The following is a 20,459-nucleotide window of genomic DNA, read 5'->3' as shown; positions in this document are numbered from 1 at the left end:
AGAAGCCTATCCGTTAATCCTGCATGCTTGCGAGCCGCGTTTACTTAACGGGAATCACGTTGATCAGCGCGTCGAGAAGTGCGCCCGATTTATCCATGCTGTATTCCCAGAACATCGCTCCGCCCAATCCCTGATCCTGTACAAACTGGGCTTTCGCCTTTATGGATTCAGGGTCGTCATAGGAAAGCCACGTGTTGCCGTTAAAGAGGTACGGTGCCTTGGCAGCATCGTCCCAGTAACGGGTATAGCCGTTGGCCGCGTTGTATTTCTCCAAAATTTCGTTGTAGGTCGGAGTATACTGTTGGCCTTTACCCTTTTGCCCCAAACCGTTGTTGTCTGTCGACTCCACATCCAACCAGATGTGGCTGTAGAAGGCGATGCCGACGACGATTTTATTGGCGGGAACTTTAGCGTCTATGAACCGTTTAACCACGGTTTCCATGCTGAGTCCCGGTCCGTAAACGTTCGTGTGATGCTCCGTCTTCTGAACCCATCCGCCTGAGAAATCATAGGTCATAATATTGAAATTATCCAGATACTTGGATATTTCCTCGGCTTCGAGAGCCTTCAAGTGACTTGGCCCGGCGCCTGCCGCCATAGACAATTCATAATACTTGTTGTCGGTAAGCCCCTGCTGATTCAGTTTCTCCCGGAGCATTTGCAGGAACAGGGTGTAGTTATGCTTGTCTTCCGGTCTCGCTTTCATTACTCCGTCCGCACTGATCGTCGGATATTCCCAGTCGATATCCACGCCGTCCAGATTGTATTTCTTGATGTAGTCGATAATGCTGTTCGAGAAGGTGTCGCGGGCTTCGTTGGTCAAAACCGCATCCGAGAAGCCGTCCGCTCCCCAGCCTCCAACGGCAAACAGCACTTTAAGGTTCGGATTCTGTGCCTTTAGGCTGTGAATGTATTGGTAGTTCTGGTCGTCCTTTTGCTCCGGACGCGTAATGATTTTGTTGTCTTTCACCAGCGTAAAGGAATAGTTCAGGTGCGTCAGTTTGTTCGCGTAAACCGCATTCGTGACAGACCAGTTTTCCCAGCCGGCGATGTAGGCGATCACTTTCTTTCTCGGATTTACTTTAAACTTAACGGTTGTAGAAGCCGTTTTGCCGCTTTTACCGTGAACGGCCGTGACCACCAGGGTATAGTCGCCTGCTTCCGTAATCCCTGTTCCTTTAATGTATTCCGCTCCATTCAGCGTAGCCACTCCGACTGTACCCGGTGCATCCGTCCAGTTGGGCAGCACACCTGTCGTGTAGGTTTCTGCCTCAGCAACATTGGCAATTTGGGGTTTCGCAGGCACGGAAGTCGTGTCCGGCGTGTAAGGGCTGCCTTTCAGCCCGTCAACCAGCGCATCCAGCAGAGCACCGGTTTCGTCTTGGCTGTATTCCCAGAACATAGCTCCGCCGAGCTTCTCTTTCAGCGTATAAGCCGCTTTCTCGGCCATGGACTCAGGATCGTCGAAGGAGATGAAGATTCCTGTCTGAGCGTTATACAGGTATGGAGCTTTAGCATCCTGATCCCAATAGCGGGTATATCCGTTGGCTTCGCCGTAAGTCGCGAGCGTCACGCTGTAGGTCGGCGTTGCCGGAGTGCCTACGGCTTTTTGACCGAGCCCGTTATTGGCGGAGGATTCCACATTCGTCCACAAGTGGCTGTAGAATGCGGCACCGATGACGATTTTACTGGAAGGCACACCGTTCTTCTTATAAAGCTGCACGGATTGATCGACACTGTTGTTGCCGGATCCGTAAAGATTGGTGTGGTGCTCCGTCTTCTGAACCCAACCGCCCGAGAAATCATATGTCATCAGGTTGATGTTATCCAGCAGCGGAGTAATCTTGCTGATCTCTACGCCTTCCAGATAACCGAATCCCGCTCCGGCTGCGATTGTCAGCTCGTAATAGCGGTTGGTTTCAAGACCCAATGCGTTAAGCTTGTCGCGCATTAATTGCAGCAAGGAAGTAAAGTTCTGCTTGTCTTCCGGGCGGCCTTTCGTATCACCGGCCTTTTGGGTCGGATACTCCCAGTCCAGATCTACGCCGTCCAGGTTGTATTTCTTCACGTACTCGATGATGCTGTCCGTAAAGGTGTTGCGGGAAGCCTCGGTCAGCGCCGCGTCCGAGAAGCCGTCCGCCGCCCAGCCTCCTACCGAAATAAGTGTTTTAAGATCCGGATTCTGTGCTTTAATGCCGTGCAAGTAAGCGTAATTCGCATCGTCATTCTGTCCTTCGATCGGCACGATCTTGTTGTCTTTGATGTGCGTAAACGCATAGTTGATGTGCGTCAGTTTGGCCGCGTCGACAGGCTTCGCTTTGGACCAGTTCTTCCAGCCGGCCACGTAGCCGATTACCTTCGTTTGCGGCTCGACTTTAAACTTCACGGTCGTGGAAGCCGTTTTGCCGCTTTTGCCGTGTGCCGCCGTCACGACGAGCGTGTATTCGCCCGCTTCTATAATACCGGTTCCCTTGGAGTAAGGGGCTCCGTTCAGCGTAGCGCCGCTTGCGGTACCCGCCGCATCCTTCCAGTTGGGCAGTACGCCCGTCTTGTAGGTCTGCCCCTCGCTTACGCCTGTAACTGCGGGAGGGGCCGGAACGGTTGTCGTGTCGGGATTCAGAGCATGGCCCCCGACTCCTTTAACCAGCGCGTCCAGCAAAGCTCCCGTCTGATCCTGGCTGTATTCCCAGAACATTGCCCCGCCGAGTTTTTGGCTCAGTACGTAGTTTCCTTTGGCATGGAGAGACTCCGGATCGTCGTAAGAAAGGAATACTTTCGTTTGCTCGTTGAACAAGTATGGAGCTTTAGCCTCGCTATCCCAATAGCGCTTATAGCCGCTAGCTTCATTGTAATTCGAGATGATTTCATTATAGGTCGGTGTTGCGCCGTTACCGACCGCCTTTTGACCCACGATCTTGCCGCCTGCCGCTTCTACATCCGTCCACAGGTGACTGTAGAAAGCTCCACCGATCACGATTTTGCTTGCAGGAACTTTATTGGCAAGGTACAGCTTAACGGATGAATCTACGCTGAGATCACCGGCATACAAATTCGTATGGTGAGCGGTTTTGGTGTCCCATCCGCCGTGGAAATCGTAGGTCATCAAATTAATATTGTCGAGCAGCGGAATAATCTTCTCGATTTCAACCCCGTCGAGGTATTTTTGCGTAGCGCCGACGGCAATCGTCAGCTCATAATATTTGCCGTCCTGACTGCCCAAAGCGTTTAATTTCTGACGAATCGTTTGAAGCATAAGCGTAAAATTCTGCTTATCCTCCGGCCGCGCCTTCATAACACCGTCGGCGCTTTGCGTCGGATACTCCCAATCCAGGTCGACCCCGTCCAGCTTGTACTTCTTGATATACTCGATGATGCTGTCCGCAAACGTGTTGCGCGCGCTTTCCGTCAATGCCGCATCCGAGAAACCGTCCGCTCCCCATCCGCCGACGGAAGGAAGAATTTTCAGCTTCGGATTATCTTTCTTCAAGCTTTGCAGATAAGCATAGTTCGCATCGTCGTTCTGTCCCGGCAGGGAGACGATTTTATTGTCTTTCACATGAGTGAACGCGTAGTTGATGTGCGTCAGCTTGGCCGCGTCGATCGGGTTGGAGGCCGACCAGTTTTTCCAGCCGGGTACATACGCGATGACTTTCTTGGCCGTTTCCGTGGAACCGCCGCCGGAGCTGCCTCCGGAACCGCCCCAGCCGCCGCCGATCGGCAATCCGGTTGTGATGGAGCCTTTCTGCGGGCCGTCTACCTTGACGGGTGTTTTCTCGAAGGAAGAGCCTTTGCCGCCCTCGTTTACCGTCGCGCTTTCGATCGAGCCGTAGCCGGTAATTTTGGCCAAGGCATTCAGCACGAGAGACACAATACCGGCATCGTTGCTAACGGCCAGTGTCGTGTCGCTTCCGTCCACGGTTACTTTGCCGATGGAGCCTTTGGAAAGCTCGATTTTGATGCCGGAAGCGAGCACGTTCAGGGAGTTAAATGCTCCGATCAGTTGGACCGTAGAACCGGCAGCCAGTTCTTTCGGAACAATCACGTCGATGAAACCGGCTCCCGTCAAAGAGCTTTCCTCTAATTTAACGGAAGATTGGACAACCGTTTGCTGAACGGAGGAATTTCCTTGGGCCACGAGACGGACCACGCCGGTTTCCTTATCGACAACAACCTTGATCAGAACCGTATCTACGAGACGGATGGAATTTTCTCCGCCGCCGTTGACCGTAACGGTTCCCGTTACTTTCACGTTCTTCAAGGTGACATCCCCGTTTCCGATGCCTTTACCCAGAAGGAGGTTCCCTCGAATGACGGTGTTTTGCAGGGTAACGCCCGATACATTAACGGCAACGTTCCCGTTAACCGTTTCGGTTCCCGCAGCCGGCCCGAACGTACCGGCCTTGTCGAAGGAAACGGTTTGCAGCGATGGCGCGCGGCCCAGCAGGACTACGGTCTCTGCGCGGGTCAGCTTGCCTGCGGGGCGGAAGGAGTCATCTTCGTAGCCTTCAATCACTCCCTTGGCCACCATAGCGCTTACCGCGCCTCTGCTCCAATCGGCAATCGACGCCGCGTCTTTAATTTTGTAAAGCGCGTCTTCGGAAGAAGTGTCCAGTTTGAGCAGCTTGGCGAGCATGACCGCCGATTCCTGTCTGCTGACCGGCTGATCCGGACGGATGCTTCCGTCGCTGTAGCCGTCTACATACCCGGCCGCAACCGCTTTGCTGATTTGTTCATACTGCCACTGGTCCGCCGTAACGTCCGTGAATTGGATCGAAGCGGAGGCCGTTAATTTATAGTACCGGTTAATAAGCGCCATAAGCTCTGCGCGCGTAATGGCCTTATCCGGCTGAAGAGAACCGTCCGAATAGCCTTCGATCAGGCCTTTATCATGCCATTCGCCGAGCTCTTTCTCTGCCCAATGCCCCTTGATATCGGCCGGTTGAGCGCTTGCTTGTCCCGAAACAACAGTCAGATAAGTTGAAAAGACCATGCTTGTACATAGAAGTAAAACAAGCCATCTCCAAACAAAGGATTGCTTAAGCGCTTTCATACTACACCCCGATTTCATCAAATTTATACAATGCCATTCCAAAGAGGAATCCTTCTCACCTCCAGTGCGTTCTCTTCGCAGGCATTGCTTCTAAATTCAGCCGCTTGGCATGAACTTAAAACAAACACGTGAACCCTCATAAAGCTCATCAGAAAACTTGGTAAACGGTTACATAAAGCCGATGAAAGATAAATGCGTGCTTCCGCACGGAGACAGGAATGGACCTAACGACGTGAAATGAGTGCTTCATGAATCGCGAATTATGAATGACGATAAGCCGAAAGTGGGGGAAAACTGAGGGTAAAATTGTCGAAGTTATTATGTAAGTTACTAATAATTATAATGGTTTTACAAAAGGTTAACAGGGATGTTTTTATCCACTGGAAGGGGATAATTCTCTATCTAGCTATTAAATTCACTGATTTTTTATACATATTAACGATAATAAACACACCTATTATTTAAAAAAAATCGCCGAGGGAAAAAATCCCCCGGCGGCTCTTCCGGATAGCTTAACGCAAGGATGCGAACGCCGTCCGATTACTTCGTAATTCCGTTGTAGATCACTTGCGCCGCTTCCGCGCGTGTGGCTTTCGCACGAGGTGCGAATACGCCATCGGCACGGCCGGTCATCAGGCCCTTCTCGGCCGCTGCTTCCACAGCTGTTTTGGCCCAAGCGCTGATTTCCCCGCCATCCGTAAAGATAGCTTTAGGCGTACCTGTAGTGCCTTGAAGCTGCGCGTACATGCGGGTAATCATAACCGCCATCTCTTCACGCGTAATCTTCTGATCCGGCGCGAAGGTATCTGCGGAGTTGCCTTCCACGATGCCTTTCTCGGATGCGGCCGCTACGGCTTCCGCATACCAGCTTCCGGCCGAAACGTCCTTGAACGCGGACGGCTTGGAAGAAACGAGCTTCATCTGTTTCACGATCATGTTTACGAACTGGGCGCGGGTTACATCCTGCTCCGGTTCGAAACGGTTGTCGGCAATGCCGTCAATGATTTGCTTGCCGGAAAGCTCCTGGATGACTTTATAAGCCCAGTGCGCCTGCGGAACGTCCGCGAACGACTTCAGATTCACGATACGGCCGTCGAGAGACGCCGTGATTTTGCCGCCTTTGAACGTTTTCGTGATGTAGTTGTAGAACACATCGAGATCGATCAGACCGGCTTGAGAGTTTTTGCCTTCAACCAGCACTTTATAGTTGTCTCCGCCCGCAGCCATGAAGTTATTCACGGTTACGGTGTATTCCGCGGCATCCTCAATCGGAGTGCCGTCCGCTTTCGTCAGCTTCACGATACGCTCGGCTGCCGGTTTGCTAAAGTCGGCCGTATACTTCAGACCGGAAATTTGCAGCGTTTTGGTATCCGCGGATCCGTCGGTTTTCTTACCCCACTGCTGCTGCAGGAGCGTTTTGATCTGTGAGCCTGTCAGCGTCATTTTAACCAGCGTGTTGCCGAACGGCTGAATTTTAGCGAGATCGGAGAATTTGATATCTCCTTTAGGCAGATCGGCACGGATACCGCCCGGGTTCATGAAAGCGAAATCCGTGTTCATGCCGTCACGCATAGCGTCCGCAATCAGGTTGCCCAGCGGAGCCTCTTCGTTGTAGGCGTTGTTTCGGGAAATCACAGAGTCTGTCGTTCCGACAGGCTGCTTCAAAACCGGATATTTGTCCAGATATTTGTTGATCAGAGCGACCGTATCCGCGTCAGGTGTTACGCCTTCCTGTTTCACGTCCACGATTTCCGCCGTTTTCTTCACGATATCGCCGGTAGCCGGATCGATTTCGAGGTCAACATCGGCAAATGCCGTACCGTAGGAATACGCTTGAACGATCAGCTTGTTGTTTACGACCGTATTGACTTTGGCATGGTTGTCACCCGCGAAAATAACGTCGACTTCATCGTCGATCGCGTTGGCCAGATCAACCGCCTCGCCGGAAGCCACGTTGTCTTTCACGCTTGCCGGATCGTGCGCCAGAACGACGATAGCTTTTACGCCTTTGGCTTTCAGCTCTTGTACGGCTTTGTTGACGACTGGAGCCTGCTCAACGAATTTAACGCCTTTCAGGCCGTCCGGAGATACTTTGGACGGAGTGGAGTTGGTCGCCACGCCGATAAATCCGATTTTCTGGCCGCCCACTTCTTTGATCACATAAGAAGGCAGGATGTTCTCGCCCGTTTTCTCGTCCACCACGTTGGCGTTCACGTACGGGAAGTTCAATTTATCGAAGGTCACGTCTTTGTTCTTCGTATCGGTGCCGCCGTTGATTTGAGCGAGCATAGCGCCTACGCCCTGGTCAAACTCGTGGTTCCCCAGCGTGCCTACGTCGAATTTCAGCATGTTCATGAATTCCAGGGTCGGTTTGTCGCGCTCCATGGAGGAAACCGGTGCGGTCGCGCCTACGGAATCACCTGCATGAACAAGCAGCGTGTTCGGGTTCGTTTTCTTTCTTTCTTTCAAGTAAGTCGCCAGGTAAGGAGCGCTGCCCACTTTGCCGGTCGCGGTTTCCGTGGTCGTATCGAGCTGACCGTGGAAATCGTTGATGCCCAGCAGCTGGACTTTTACGTTCTTGTTGTCCGGCTGCGGCTGGCCTTGTCCGCTCAGGTCGATGGAGTAGACGCTGAAGCCTTTGTCCGTCGTTGCGCCCGTGCTCTTGATATGCGGGTTCTCCGGCAGGTACGTAACCGCGCTCGGGGAGCTGGTGAACGTAACTTTCACATTGCCGGCAACCGGTGCGATGGACCAGTTTTTGTCCGCAGTCGGGTTGATCGTTTTCTGTTCGGAAATGTAATCCATCAGAGCCTGACGGTTCTCGTCGGCGGAATCTACGATCAGCTCCGCGTTCTTGAGACCGGGGAAGTTGCCCCCGCCGCTTGCGCGGTAGTTGTTCGTGACCACGATGAACTCCTGGTTCGGGTCGATGGGCTTGCCGTTGAACTGGAGATTCACGATCCGGCTGGAGGAAGCGTCGTTAACGGCTCCGTCCACTTTGTATTTCGCCGGCTTGGTTACGTCCACCTGGTACGTCACTCCGTCGATTACGTCGAAGTTGAACACCTGGAAGGAGGAATTCAGCAGCTGCTGCTCGTCCGTTTTGGCCGGGTCGATCTGGTTGAACATGCCCGCGGACATTTCCAGCCATTCTTTCACGCCGGAGCCTTTGATTTTGACGGCTTTCAGCGTGTTGTCGTACAGATAGAGGTCGCTCGCGCTCTTGATCGCGATAGGACCTTTGGCGATATCCGTGTACTCCGACGGGCCGTTGCGTCCCGCTTTGAACGGAGCGCCTACGGAGAGAATCGGAAGATCTTTATACTGCGGCAGGGTCGTCGAAATATACTTGCTCACATATTCCTTCTGAGCGTTCGTTACGATCTGAACCGAAGGGTCGTCCTGCACCAGCGCGAAATAACTGTGAATCGGAGCGGTCGTTTCGCCGATCGGCTGGTTCGCGTATTTTTTCGTGCTTTCGTGCTCGGCCGCAACCGCTTGTACGATAGCCGGATCGGTATCCACAAGCGCTTTTTTCGTCGTGCTGTCATAGATATAACGAGTCGAGGACTGGGAGTTGGAAACTTTCCACTTGCCGCCCTCCTGCACGAGCTTCAGGTCGATCAGACCCAGGTTCGAACCGCCGTAGCCGGATTGCACGGCCGCAACGCCGTTGATCGTGCCTTTCGCGTTATCTACGCCGGCAACCGGGTTTCCGTTCGCGTCTTTAAACAGCGCGTCCAGCTTCTTCACGTCAGGTGTAGGGAACACCTTATGAGAGTGCGAGAACGTAATCGCGTCGATGCCGGGCACCTTGCTCAGAGGCAGAACCGCGTTCTCGGCGAGCTGGTCATTCGCTGCGGACGTGCCGTCAAAACCGGAGTGCGCCATCGCGATCACGATGTCCGCGCCTTTGGCTCTCATTTCAGGCACGAATTTCTTGGCGGTCGCGACGATGTCTTTGGCCACGACTTTGCCCGCAAGGTTCACTTTGTCCCATTCCATGATTTGCGGAGTTACAAGTCCGATTACGCCGATTTTGATTTTTTGGTCGTTGCCGTTCTCGTCTTTGAACGTCTTGTCCATAATCAGATAAGGCGTGAATTTGTTGACGTCGTTGTCTGGATTGTTATCTTTGTCGTCTATGTAGACGTTCGCGTTAATGTATGGGAATTTGGCCCCTTTGATCGATTTGTCGAGAAAATCAAGGCCATAGTTGAATTCATGATTGCCGAAGGTAGCTGCGTCGTAATCCAGAAGATTCATAGCTTTGTAGACAGGATGGATGGCACCGGGGTCTTTGAGCTGGTTAATCTGGGCTATGTATGTTCCAAGCGGAGTCCCTTGAATCAAGTCCCCGTTGTCGACCAGGAAAGTGTTGGGGTTTTCTTTACGCGCTTCCTTGATCAGCGTGGCGGTTTTGGCCAAACCTACACTTGCCGCCGCGGCGTCTTTGTAATAATCGTAGTCTACAAGATTCGTATGCAAATCCGTCGTTTCCATGATACGAAGATTAACGGTTGGGGAAGCGGATGTTTGCGCTTGCACAATGCCTCCTAAAGACTGGGATGAAATGATGCCGAATGCTAGAGAAGCGGTCGCGAGCTGCTTCATTCTTTTGAACTTCCTGGATCCCATTACGAGAATTCCACCTTCCTGTAAATAGTTACTTACCGATTTTAGCAGGTTCGGAATTAACCGTGTGTAAAATATTTAATAATTTTATTGAAAACGCTTAAAACGGTTCTTAAGACCTGTATTTAACCATCGGTCAATCCCGGAAACAGCCTATTTAAAACACGCGGGTTTAGACAGGACGTCCACTTGGGTAACCATTCCTTAGACCAAAAGAGATGAACGACCCATTGCTACAAAAGGCCCATAGTCGATTAGGAGGAAAAGGAATGACAAGGAATCATACGATGATGCAGTTTTTCGAGTGGCACGTCCCCGCGGACGGCTCCCACTGGAAACGGCTTAAGGAGCTGGCTCCCGAGCTGAAAAAGAAAGGGTTCGACTCCGTCTGGATTCCCCCGGTTACCAAGGGACAGTCCGACCAGGATACGGGCTATGGCGTATACGACTTGTACGATCTGGGCGAATTCGACCAGAAAGGGACGGTCCGGACCAAGTACGGAACGAAGGAAGAACTGCTGGAAGCCATCAAAGCGTGTCAGGACAACGAGATTTGCGTATACGTGGATCTCGTGATGAATCATAAAGCGGGTGCGGACGAGAAAGAGCTGTTCAAGGTCGTCCAAGTGAACGACCAGAACCGCAACGAGGTGATTTCCGAGCCGTTCGATATCGAAGGCTGGACGAAATTCACTTTTCCCGGACGGGGCGACAAATACTCTGCATTCAAATGGGATTTCGGACATTTTAACGGCACCGATTACGATGCCAAGGAAGAGAAAACCGGCATTTTCCGCATCCTGGGGGAGAATAAGAGCTGGAACGACAACGTCGACGACGAATTCGGCAATTACGACTATCTCATGTTCGCCAACATCGACTACAGCCATCCCGGCGTGAGAAAAGAGATGATCACCTGGGGCAAATGGCTTGTCGACACTTTGCAGTGCGACGGATACCGGCTGGATGCCATCAAGCATATCAATCACGATTTCATCCGGGAATTCGCAAGCGAAATGATCAAGGAACGCGGGGAAAACTTCTACATCGTGGGCGAGTTCTGGAACCCCGAGGTGGCGGCCTGCCGCGAATTTCTCGATAAAGTCGATTACAAAATCGACCTGTTCGACGTCGCCCTCCATTACAAGCTCCATGCCGCCTCGCAGGCCGGCAAAGATTTTGACCTTACGACCCTGTTCGAGGACACGCTCGTTCAAACTCACCCGCTGCACGCCGTCACCTTCGTGGACAATCACGACTCCCAGCCGAACGAGTCGCTGGAATCGTGGATCGAAGACTGGTTCAAGCAGAGCGCGTACGCCCTTGTCCTGCTCCGCAAGGACGGTTACCCGTGTGTCTTCTACGGGGATTACTTCGGCATAGGCGGAGAGGCTCCGGCGGAGGGCAAGGCGGCGGCCATCGATCCGCTGCTCTATGCCCGCCAGCGCAAAGCCTACGGCGAGCAGGAGGACTACTTCGATCATCCGAACACGATCGGCTGGGTCCGCCGCGGCGACGCCGAGATCGAGCGCTCCGGCTGTGCGGTCGTCATCTCCAACGGCGAAGACGGGGAGAAGCGCATGTTCGTCGGCGAAGAGCGGGCGGGCCAGACGTGGCTCGACATGACCGGTACGCGGCCGGAGGAAATCGTCATCGGCGACGACGGTTTTGCCGTCTTCCCGGTGAACGGGGGAAGCGTATCGGTCTGGGCGCAGCCAGACGAGGGCTGAGCGCGGGCTTCGTACCATACGTGCCGCATAATTAAGGCAACACCAAAATTAAAGGACATCCCGTCTTAGTCATCTACATGCGGGATGTCCTTTGTCATTCCATTCACGCGACCGGCTCAAAATTCGTCGTAATTACGGACTCGAAATGAGTTCCCGCTCTTTAGGATTACCAACTACGATTTTCAGTAATTTGGATACTTGTTTTACTTGCTTTATTCCTTCTGAAGTTAAGGGCGAGTCAAGCTCTCCCTGATATCTCCCTTGTGAATTTAAGACCGTTTCCCCGTGTCTGATTAAATAAATGGTCTGTTCCAAGCTGCTGCTCCTCCTGAAAACTTTATGGGAACGTTCCCGGCCGACGATCTGTCCGATCCGCTTTGCTCCCTCTCCCGCTAATTCGACATGTTTCCCGTGAAACATTTTACCGTCATTCCCTCAGAGCTGCCTTTTACCGGTCAAGGTCATGGCACTGATCGGCCCTGGCGATGCCGTCGCTTCGGTCCATCCGGCTGCCGGGCCAAAAAAATCCCGTGCCCCTCGGTACAAAGAGGGACACGGGATTCACCGTCCGCCGCGGGGCGGGCAAGCATGGACACGGCTAAGGCCGGCTTCCCGGCTCCACCGCCTTGAGCCCGGAAGGCTCTTCGCCGCTTTCGCCGGGTTCTTCCGCTTCCACAAGGTGCTTAAGCACGGAGAGCCGGTTCTCCCAGAACCTCTCGTAGTACGCCAGCCACCGCTTCAGCTCCAGCAAAGGCTCCGGCTGAAGCCGGTACCGCTTCTCGCGGCCGACTTTCCGCTCCTGGACAAGGCCCGCATCGGCCAGAATGCGCAGATGCTTCGAAACGGCTGTCCGGCTCATCGGAAAGTGGCCGCTGATCGCGTTGACGGGCATCTCCTGCCCGGCAAGCAGATTCAGGACCTTGCGGCGGGTCGGGTCCGCAATGGCCTGAAACACGTCCTGATTCGGTTCGGCCGCGCCCATATCAGGCCTCGACTTGCTTGCGGAGCGCCTCGACCAGACCTACCCAGCCGCCGGACATCCGCTCGCGGACTTCCGCATGAGATTGTCCGAATTCGGTCACCTTCTCCGGGTCCCATCCCGCGTGAATCAGGGTGAATTCGGTTTTGCCGTCCAGATCGGCCAGCTCGAACGTGAGCGTCCAGTCTTTGCCCCACCGGAAGGAAAGCCGGTTCGGCGGGTCCAGCTCGGTCACCTTGCAGGGAGACTTCCCGAAGGGCCCCGCTTCAAGATGGAATTCGTATCCGAGTTCGGGCTGAAAATCATTGGGCATAAACCATGCGGCAATTCCTTCGGACGTCGCCACGGCGTTCCATACCTTCTGGATCGGGGCGTTGAAAAGCTGGGTCTGGCGGACATCCGGCAGAGTATTCGGCGTGTTAGTCATCTATAGTTCCTCCTGTATGCAGGTGATTATTTTTTGGATTTTACCAGATCCGAACGGCGAAAACGCAAAGCCGACCACATGTCGTCGACGGCCACATTGCTGACGGGCCGGTACTCCGTGTTATTTTGTACCTTCGCGGCTAAAGTATCCCGGTTAATGTCCGTCTTGACCTTGGAGCTCTGCTTGGGGTACGTGATCCAGAAAACGGCGTCCTCCCGGAGCATGGGGATCGCCTTGGGTACCCATTCGTCCACCTCCTGCCCGTGATTCACAAAAAGCTGGAGAAATGCAGCCTTATCCTCCTGGCCGGCAGTCACCGTTTCGATGCCGAGACGATACCCTTCAGGCGCATTAAGGACGAAGGCCGGTCCTTCTTTATAACGAAGCTTTTTAAGTAGTTCTTCTGACATGGATGGATTCCCTCCGTTAATTTAGGAAACGTTTTGGTTACCTATTTGATTATAGGAAACCTTATGGTTGCATGTCAAGGTAAAGAAAAACACCGGCTGGTGCGCCGGCGTCTCCGTTTTATCGGATGGCGATATAAACCTGGACGACACAGTTCTCAGGGTCAAACCCGCGTCCGTCGTACACCTCGAAGTCTCCCGTGTAAGTCCGCTGTTCCGCAGCGTTTTGGAAATACGCCCAGATTTCGTGCCACAGCTGCGGCACCACGTCTTTCACCGGGCCCTTGCGCGTCTCGAAAATCATGTATCGGGCTGCGGGAACATCCGCAAACTGAAGACCGGAAGATTCGATGCCTGTCGTTTCTTCACTGATTTCATGTCCAAGCAGTGCCGTATATTCTCCTGACGCGTCGCTTTCGTAATCCGTGTACAATCCGTAAATCAGATGAGGGTTCTCAATGCCCGGCCTGGACGTAATGTCGCTGCCGAAAAACTGCTGCCAGAGCTGCGGCAGCTTTCCTTCCGGTCCCGCCTCCACGGCGTTCGTGGTTCGGACACTCACTCCCGCCAGTCGGAAGGATGGTTTGTTTGCAAAAACGGATTGCATATTCATAGGTTCATTCTCCTCTTTTCCCTGGTTTAAGAGTAGTGTAGCCGGGAAAAGTGGACAGCTGTATGTCCTAGTTCTCGTAGCGGAGCAAAATTTTGCGGGCCCGCTCCCGGATTTCGCCGGCCAGACTGGGCGGATGCTCGATCTTCAGACTGTCTCCGAAGCTCAGCAGCATCCCGTAAAACCACTCGTCCAGCGCAAAAACCCCTTGGACGCACAGGCTTCCGTCCGGCAGCAGACTCACCAGACCGGGCGGAAAAGCGTCCCCCACGCGGTGCCGGACCTCCGGACGAAAGTGCAGCGTCATCTCCACTTCCTTGTGAGCGAGCCACTGCGTATTCCAGCTGTACCCCTCCAGAGGAGGAACTTCTCGAGGCTCCGCAGCCTGGGAAAGGACGGTCAAATCCGCGATCCGGGAGAGCCGGAAGACGCGGAACTCTTTTCTCAACGTGCAGTAAGCGTGCAGGTACCAGACGGAACCCTTCAGGATCAGGGCGGCGGGTTCAACGATTCTTTCGGTCTCGGTCCCGTTCGTGTTCACATACGCGATAGACGCCCGCCGGCTTTCCTCAATTGCCCGCTTCAAGAGAGAGACTTTGTTTTTCGCCGCCGCCCCCTGCCCCCAAGGATGAAAATCGAACACGATCTCGTCCTTGCGCCGCTCCCAGTCCGCGGTATCCGTCCGTAAAAGAAGTCCCTGCACCTTCTCCGCCAGATTAGCGTAAGTCTGGTCGTCGAGAGCCCTGCTTACGCCTTTGACGGCCGCAAGCAGGGACGAAATCTCTTTGAGGGAGACGAGCTGCCTGGCCAGCGTGTACGGCTCCATAATTTCAAATCCGCCGGATACGCCCTGGTGGGCGACAACCGGGATTCCCGCCCGGCTGAGCGTCTCCATGTCGCGGTAGATCGTTTTCGTCGTCACTTCGAACCGTTCGGCCAGCTCCTTGGCGCTTATCCGCCCCCGGTTGAGCATCAGCACCGTCATCGCAAGCAGTCGATCTATCTTCACTAAGGTCATCCTTTCCGGAATTGCGCCGTACTCTGCCCCCGTTTTATTTGTTGTGCTTGTAAAGGTTATACAGTCATTGTATTCTACATGCCCGAGTAGGAAAAGACGCTGCGATTGCATGTAAGGCGGCGTTCTCGTCAGCCGGAGAATAGCCTTGCAAGATCTGCCTAGGGCCGCCAGCCAGTCTCTCTCGCAGACAAGCAAAAAAAGCCGCTGCGCTTCCCGGAGGAAACGTAACGGCTTTCCGTTTTAAAGTATAGCCCCTTCAGGAACAGGCCCGCTTCGCTTCAGCCTATTCCAAATTGGCATGACGCCCGAACATCGTCTCGGACGTATACCCTTTCTTCTCCATCAGCCGGAGAATAATCGCATCGCAGAACAACAGCAGTGTCTGCTCGAAAAGGGAACCCATCGGCTGAATCGTCGGATACGGGTTGTCCGACTTGTCTTTCGGCGAGCCCGGGAGCTTAACCGCGATATCCGACAACCGGCCGAGAGCCGATTCCGGAAAGATCGTGATGGCGGCGACGGCAGCGCCCAGATTTTTCGCTTTCTCCGCCATCGAGACGAGGCTCTTCGTCTCACCTGAACCCGAGCCGACGATGAACACATCGTCCTTGGTCAGATTCGGCGTGACGGTTTCGCCGACGACGTATGCGTCGAAACCGAGGTGCATCATGCGCATCGCAAAAGCTTTCATCATCAATCCGGAGCGGCCCGCTCCGGCTGCGAAAATTTTGCCGCCATTCAGAATGGCATCCGCCAGTTCCTCCGCTTCGCGGCTCGCGACCGCTTCGGCTGTGCGGTGCAGCTCCTCCCGGATCTCCGCCAGATATTGAGTCGTCTGCATAAGAGGTTACCCCTGCTTGATCAGCTTCTGCATTTCGGCCGCGGCAGCTTTGCGGTCGTCCTGTCCGGTAATGCCCCCGCCCACGATAACGAGATCCGGCTGCGCCTTAATCACTTCCGGCAGTGTGCTGAGCTTGATGCCGCCGGCGATTGCCGTTTTTGCCCGCTTAACGGCCCGTTTGATCGTTTGAAGATCTTCGAACGAATTTTTACCGACAGCTTGCAGATCATATCCGGTATGAACGCAGATGTAATCGACACCGAACGCATCGACTTCTTTCGCGCGTTCTTCCAGGTTTTTCACGCTGATCATATCGACCAGAACTTTTTTATTCTGCTTTCTCGCTTCCTCGACGGCCCCTTTGATGCTCATATCTTCCGCCGCGCCCAGAATCGTAATGATGTCGGCGCCCGCTTCGGATGCTTTCATGACCTCATAGCCCGCCGCGTCCATGATTTTGAGATCGGCAAGAACTTTCAGATTAGGGAAAGCCTGCTTCATTTCCTTGACGGCTCTTAAGCCTTCATTGATGATGACCGGTGTTCCGATCTCAACGATATCGATGTAAGGCTCCAACTCTTTAACCAGCTCAATTCCTTCCGGGATGTTTACGAGATCCAGCGCCAATTGCAATTCCATGTATGATTACCTCCTAAGATGTCAGTTATAATTTGTTGATTGCCCTGCGTTTATTCTAGATCCCTGGCAGCAGAAAAGAAAGTACGCACTATTAGGGAACGTAGTCACCAAAAGGATACTAAAGCGCGGCAAAACCCGTAATGATTCGTTTCCGCGGAACGCAAAAAAGCCCCTCCGAAGAGGGGCATCAGCCGTCAATAGGCCGACCCGCCGTATAAATCGCTCGGGACGTCGAAAACCGGAGTTCAGGCGCTAGTCCCAGCCCGGCATCGGCTGCCTAAGCCGAATTAAGAATCAGGGCTCGGTCGCTTCCGTATGCGGCGGTCCGGCCGGAGCCGAGCGCATCTTCTTCTGATGATTCGCTCCCCACTCCGACATCACGTTCAGTACTTCCTTGATGGTCAGCCCGTAGGGTGTGAGTGAATACTCCACTTTGGGCGGAACCTGTTTGTACACCTTGCGGTGAATAATCTCGTCCTGTTCAAGCTCACGCAGCTGCTGGGTAAGCATTTTCTGGGTAATGTCCGGCATTTCCCGCTTCAACTCTCCGAAACGGTGTGTGCCTTCCGTTAAATGGCAGAGAATGACCGGCTTCCATTTGCCCCCGACTACTTTCAGCGTTAATTCCACAGACTGTTTAAAAAGCTGATCTCCCATTGGCCTGGCTCCTTTAGTATCCTTAAAGTACCTATATCACTTAAAAGTAGGTACTTGCATCGGGTTATATGCTCTTTCATAATAACAGGTACAGTCGGTTTATTGTTTAACCATTTCATTTTCTCCATCCCGGTCCCCATCCCTTTCCCAAGGCTCAGATCCGGAAACCGGGCAGCAGAAATAGATGACTTTCGCAAAAACCGGATATCGACGGTCCCCCCTACCTTGGACCAAAGGCGGGGGTTTCCTTATCCGGCCCGATAAGATCACTCGTTCCGACACCATTTAAACAGGAGCTGATTCCGATGGCTGACACCAATCAACCGGCAAAAAGCGTCACCCGTATCCCGCTCTCCATACTGGATCTGGCTCCGGTCGTCCTCGGGGCAACACCGGCGGATTCGTTAAAAAATACACTCGACCTTGCCCAACACGCCGAACAGTGGGGGTATCACCGCTACTGGCTGGCCGAGCACCACAATATGCCGGGCATCGCAAGCTCGGCGACCTCGATCGTGATCGGCCACGTGGCCGGCGGCACGAAGAAAATCCGCGTCGGCTCGGGCGGCATCATGCTGCCGAACCACGCGCCGCTGATCATCGCCGAGCAGTTCGGCACGCTGGAGTCGCTCTATCCGGGCCGCATCGACATGGGCCTCGGACGGGCGCCCGGCTCCGACCAGCTGACGGCCCGGGCTTTGCGCCGCGGTCCCGAGAGCGACGGCCAACACTTCCCGCAGCAGCTCGAGGAGCTGCGGGGCTATTTGAACCCCGGACCCGGCGCTTCCCCGGGCCGTGTAAGAGCCGTGCCCGGCGAAGGGCTGAACATCCCGATCTGGCTGCTCGGTTCCAGCGGCTTCAGCGCGCAGCTGGCCGGCGAGCTCGGCCTGCCGTTCGCCTTCGCCAGCCACTTCGCGCCGGATTACCTGATCGCGGCGCTGGAGCTGTACCGCAGCTCCTTCCGCCCGTCCGAGGCGCTGAAGGAGCCTTATGTCATGATCGGCGTCAACGTCTTCGCCGCCGATACCGAGGAGGAGGCGCGCAGGCTGGCGACCTCCCACGAGCAGCAGTTCCTCAAGCTCATCCGCGGGCAGACCGGCCTGCTCAATCCGCCGGTGGACAACATGGATGAGCTGTGGAGCCCGCACGAAAAAGCCATCGTCCGGAAGCAGCTCAGCATCACGGCCGCCGGAACGAAAGAAACCGTGCGGGAGAGACTCGACTACCTGCTGTCGGAGACGCAGGCGGACGAGCTCATCGTCACCTCGCAGATCTACGATCACGGGGCGCGTCTGCGCTCCTATGAGCTTCTGGCGGAGGCGGCCGGGGTACAATAAACCGGCCCTCCCCCGCTTTGTGCGCCGCATAAGCGCCGATTAACGCACCCGGTCGGCTCTTTTTCGGCCAGCCCGTCCAACAAAACCCGCCGCTTGCGGCGTCACGCCTCTGCCCTCACCCAAACCGCCGTGCCCTTCCGGGGCCGGCGGTTTTTTTCACGTGGAACAAGGATAATTCGCTTGTCTCTCTCATAATAATTAACATTTGTTTCCTTTTAACCAAAAAAGGGTAAAAATTCGGATGGCCTGTACACCATACCATTCATTCTGATGAGGGAGGCTTTTTTATGGCGGTTAAAGAACAGCTGTTCATTCATGAAATTACCGGGTTTCGAACGAAGGACGAGTTCTGGAATCCCTACCCCTGGTACAAGAAAATGCGTGAAGAATCGCCGGTATTTTACGACGAGCGGCAGGATACGTGGAATGTATTTCTTTATGACCATGCCAAGCAGGTTTTGAGCGACTACAAACTTTTTCCCAGCAAAAGAGACCGGAGCCTGATTCCGGTTCCCCTTAGCGACAATAAGGTAAATCTGATTTTTTCCGATCCGCCGGATCACCGCAAACGCAGGGGGCTTCTCGCCAAAGCCTTTACTCCGCACAGTCTGGAAGACTGGAAACCGCGGATTCAGAACATCGTGAACGAACTTGTGGCCAACATAGCGGAGAAGAAATCGGTCGATCTTGTTAAAGAGCTGGCCGTTCCTCTGCCCGTCACGGTTATCGCCGACCTGCTCGGAGTTCCCTCGAAAGATTGGCAGCAGATTAAAAACTGGTCGGACATATTGTTCATGCCCCATGATTTTCAGCATATCGAGGAGATGCAGGCCGCCAAAGCCCGCGCCAGCAAAGAGTTCGTCGAATATCTGCTCCCTATTGTCGGGCAAAAGAGAACGCAGCTCCGAGACGACATCATCTCGGATCTGATTCTTGCGGAATACGAAGGGGCCTCTTTCACGGACGCCGAGATCGCTCAAACCGCGATGGGCCTTCTCGGTGCCGGGAACGAGACCACGACTACGCTGCTGACGAACATGTTCTACAGCCTGGTCAAAGACCAGCCCGGCGCTTACGGGCAGCTTCGCAAAGACCGCAGTCTGGTGCCGCAGGCGGTTGAAGAGACCCTGCGCTACCGGTTCGCGGCTTCGCTGGACCGGAGAATCGGAGAGGACACGGACGTGTTCGGTCCGGAGATGAAGAAGGACCAGCTGATCATCGCCTGGGTTTCGTCCGCCAACCGGGACGAGAACCGGTTTCCGGACGGCGAATCGTTCGATGTGCGGCGTAAGGACATCAAGCACCTTACGTTCGGCAGCGGCCAGCATTTCTGCCTGGGGGCTCCCCTCGCAAGGATGGAAGCGGTAAAGGCCCTGGAGACATTCGTGGAACGGTTCTCGGATTACTCGATACCGGACGACTTCCGGCCGCAGGATCATTTGCCTCCGAACAGCCATAATCTGAATTCGCTGCCCGTCGTTGTCGAAGAGTAAGCAGCCGGAGGGACAGCGGCTTGTCCGGCCTGCGTAAATTGATTCGGGTGACAGGCACCTTACGGCTGTTCAGCTACTTGTCTTCCGCCCGCCCTTCTTGCCCGCCCGGTGTTCGCTTATTGCTCTCGCTCTCAGCTTCTGGTAAAATATGCTTATCTTATAGAGAACGGAGGGTTATGTGTGGGAACAGTTAATTTCGATCGACTTTACGCAGCTAACTAAATAGCGCTTAAAGGCCCTGCCCCGTGCAGGGTGATCGGGATTGGTCTGCCTGCTTCATAACCTCAATTAGCTCATAGGCTAAAGAGGGCGGGACTTCTCCGCCCTCTTTTTCTATGCCCTCCGCCTAATGCAAGCCCGTTATGGCTCGCATTAGGCACCCTTCGATGCTCCGGTGACGGAACGGCTTATCTGCCGCATATTTCGTGCCCTCGCATTGTTCGCTGAACGCTTTCCCTGCAAGACCCGCTTCTGCCCCCGCGGTTTTTGACCGGGTAGAGCGGGAGGCTCCTGCGGCGTGACAAGCTGTTCTATAGCGAGGGGGAATTTACGCATACATGTGTATGGACATGTGGGCACTCGCTTTCCTTTCCGGTCACCCGAACACAGGCAGCGCCTGTGTTTTTATTTTTAACA

General features: G+C 54.2%; 14 protein-coding genes. 3 read left to right on the top strand and 11 right to left on the bottom strand.

The features are described from left to right. Positions 1 to 40: 40 nt before the first annotated feature. On the bottom strand, positions 41 to 5,050 hold the full coding sequence (locus ACI48J_RS00480; RefSeq protein WP_405081185.1) for a glycosyl hydrolase family 18 protein: 5,010 nt from the start codon (positions 5,048 to 5,050) through the stop codon (positions 41 to 43). A 540-nt stretch (positions 5,051 to 5,590) separates the two neighbouring features. After that, positions 5,591 to 9,688 carry a bifunctional 2',3'-cyclic-nucleotide 2'-phosphodiesterase/3'-nucleotidase gene (locus ACI48J_RS00475; RefSeq protein ID WP_405081184.1) on the bottom strand — a complete coding sequence of 1,366 codons (4,098 nt, stop codon included), beginning with the start codon at positions 9,686 to 9,688 and terminating at the stop codon, positions 5,591 to 5,593. A gap of 266 nt (positions 9,689 to 9,954) precedes the next feature. Here ACI48J_RS00475 and ACI48J_RS00470 point away from each other — a divergent pair, with 266 nt between their 5' ends. Beyond that, positions 9,955 to 11,415: an alpha-amylase gene (locus tag ACI48J_RS00470; RefSeq protein ID WP_405081183.1), complete on the top strand. Its 1,461-nt coding sequence runs from the start codon at positions 9,955 to 9,957 to the stop codon at positions 11,413 to 11,415. 132 nt (positions 11,416 to 11,547) lie between these two features. Here the strand turns inward: ACI48J_RS00470 and ACI48J_RS00465 are convergent, their stop codons facing one another. The 9 genes from ACI48J_RS00465 to ACI48J_RS00425 all read right to left on the bottom strand — a co-directional run bounded on the left by ACI48J_RS00465 (position 11,548) and on the right by ACI48J_RS00425 (position 16,993). Continuing rightward, positions 11,548 to 11,730 (bottom strand): phosphoglycerate mutase family protein, encoded by a 183-nt coding sequence (locus ACI48J_RS00465; protein ID WP_405081181.1) that lies wholly within the window; start codon positions 11,728 to 11,730, stop codon positions 11,548 to 11,550. A 283-nt stretch (positions 11,731 to 12,013) separates the two neighbouring features. Further along, a complete protein-coding gene (locus tag ACI48J_RS00460) occupies positions 12,014 to 12,397 on the bottom strand; it encodes a metalloregulator ArsR/SmtB family transcription factor (RefSeq protein WP_326051396.1) in 384 nt (127 codons plus the stop codon). Between the two features lies 1 nt (position 12,398). Next, positions 12,399 to 12,821 carry an SRPBCC domain-containing protein gene (locus ACI48J_RS00455; RefSeq protein ID WP_405081180.1) on the bottom strand — a complete coding sequence of 141 codons (423 nt, stop codon included), beginning with the start codon at positions 12,819 to 12,821 and terminating at the stop codon, positions 12,399 to 12,401. Between the two features lie 26 nt (positions 12,822 to 12,847). After that, entirely contained in the window at positions 12,848 to 13,231 is a 384-nt protein-coding gene (locus tag ACI48J_RS00450; protein WP_326051395.1) for a hypothetical protein, read from the bottom strand. Positions 13,232 to 13,349: 118 nt separating this feature from the next. Then, on the bottom strand, positions 13,350 to 13,841 hold the full coding sequence (locus ACI48J_RS00445; protein ID WP_405081179.1) for a GyrI-like domain-containing protein: 492 nt from the start codon (positions 13,839 to 13,841) through the stop codon (positions 13,350 to 13,352). A gap of 67 nt (positions 13,842 to 13,908) precedes the next feature. Then, the gene (locus ACI48J_RS00440; RefSeq protein WP_405081178.1) at positions 13,909 to 14,847 is read right to left on the bottom strand and encodes a helix-turn-helix transcriptional regulator; all 939 of its coding nucleotides are present in this window, start codon (positions 14,845 to 14,847) and stop codon (positions 13,909 to 13,911) included. A gap of 292 nt (positions 14,848 to 15,139) precedes the next feature. Beyond that, positions 15,140 to 15,697, bottom strand: a complete 558-nt coding sequence (hxlB, locus tag ACI48J_RS00435) for a 6-phospho-3-hexuloisomerase (protein WP_405081177.1) — start codon at positions 15,695 to 15,697, stop codon at positions 15,140 to 15,142. A 6-nt stretch (positions 15,698 to 15,703) separates the two neighbouring features. Then, positions 15,704 to 16,336, bottom strand: coding sequence for a 3-hexulose-6-phosphate synthase (gene hxlA / locus ACI48J_RS00430; RefSeq protein WP_326051390.1), 633 nt, complete (start codon positions 16,334 to 16,336; stop codon positions 15,704 to 15,706). 294 nt (positions 16,337 to 16,630) lie between these two features. Beyond that, the gene (locus tag ACI48J_RS00425) at positions 16,631 to 16,993 is read right to left on the bottom strand and encodes a helix-turn-helix domain-containing protein (protein ID WP_326051387.1); all 363 of its coding nucleotides are present in this window, start codon (positions 16,991 to 16,993) and stop codon (positions 16,631 to 16,633) included. 305 nt (positions 16,994 to 17,298) lie between these two features. Between ACI48J_RS00425 and ACI48J_RS00420 the strand changes: the two genes are divergently transcribed. After that, positions 17,299 to 18,330: an LLM class flavin-dependent oxidoreductase gene (locus ACI48J_RS00420; RefSeq protein WP_405081176.1), complete on the top strand. Its 1,032-nt coding sequence runs from the start codon at positions 17,299 to 17,301 to the stop codon at positions 18,328 to 18,330. A gap of 287 nt (positions 18,331 to 18,617) precedes the next feature. Beyond that, complete coding sequence (locus ACI48J_RS00415) at positions 18,618 to 19,823, top strand: cytochrome P450 (RefSeq protein ID WP_405081174.1); 1,206 nt, start codon at positions 18,618 to 18,620, stop codon at positions 19,821 to 19,823. Positions 19,824 to 20,459 lie beyond the last annotated feature (636 nt).

This window comes from Paenibacillus chitinolyticus (assembly GCF_045038035.1).
Taxonomy (GTDB): domain Bacteria; phylum Bacillota; class Bacilli; order Paenibacillales; family NBRC-103111; genus Paenibacillus_F; species Paenibacillus_F chitinolyticus_A.
Note: the sequence above shows the minus strand (reverse complement) of the source record. Positions and strands in the feature narration are given on the sequence as shown.